Here is an 851-nt window from a genome sequence, read left to right on the forward strand (position 1 = left end):
TCGGGCCCCGTGCTACTTGGGATACTCTCCACGCCAGAACACGCATTTCGACTACGGGGCTGGCACCCACTATGGCTGGCCTTTCAAGACCATTCGTCTATACGCTTCTGTCACGTCGATCACCCGGCAGGATGATCAAGAAAGTCCCACAACCCCCAACGTGCAACGCCTGCCGGCTATCACACACGCTAGGTTTAGCCTCTTCCGATTTCGCTCGCCACTACTCACGGAATCACGGTTGTTTTCTCTTCCTGTGGGTACTGAGATGTTTCACTTCCCCACGTTCCCTCTACCCGCCCTATATATTCAGGCGGGAGTCACTAGGTCGGCACGCCGCCCAGCGGGGTTTCCCCATTCGGAGACCCTCGGATCAAAGTGTGCTTATCCACTCCCCGAGGCTTATCGCAGATTGCTACGTCCTTCTTCGGCTCCAGATGCCAAGGCATCCACCGTTTGCTCTTAAAGACTTGAAATCACATGAGTTTGAATCGTCAACTCGAAAATTGACTAAATGATCTAAAAAAGATCACCTGTGAAATGAATCCGAAGATTCATCTCTAAGATGCTCGCGTCCACTGTGTAGTTCTCAAAGTACGGGCGGTACCAACCCCCACCACCAAAGGCAGCAGAAGAAGGCCCAGAGGTACAGCAGCAACCCCCAAAGGAGTCACACCCGGTCCCTCAGGACCCAACAGCGTGCATGCACCAGGCTCCTCCAACCCCACCTTTCCCACCGCAAGCGGCGTACTCAGCAGAATCCTCAGACCCTGATGCCTCGTCAAATGTTCCACCCATGAGCACCCTGCAGAGACATTCGCTCTGATCAGGGCCCTGGACACCGAAGTGCCAGA

The 851-nt window shown here is 54.6% G+C and carries 1 rRNA gene; it reads right to left on the reverse strand.

Going from position 1 to position 851, the window contains the following annotated elements:
• Nucleotides 1-473: ribosomal RNA gene (locus tag KYX17_RS31575) — 23S ribosomal RNA — on the reverse strand; the annotation flags it as partial.
• Between the last annotated feature and the right edge of the window lie 378 nt (nucleotides 474-851).

The sequence above is a fragment of the Microbacterium sp. CIAB417 genome (assembly GCF_022788845.1).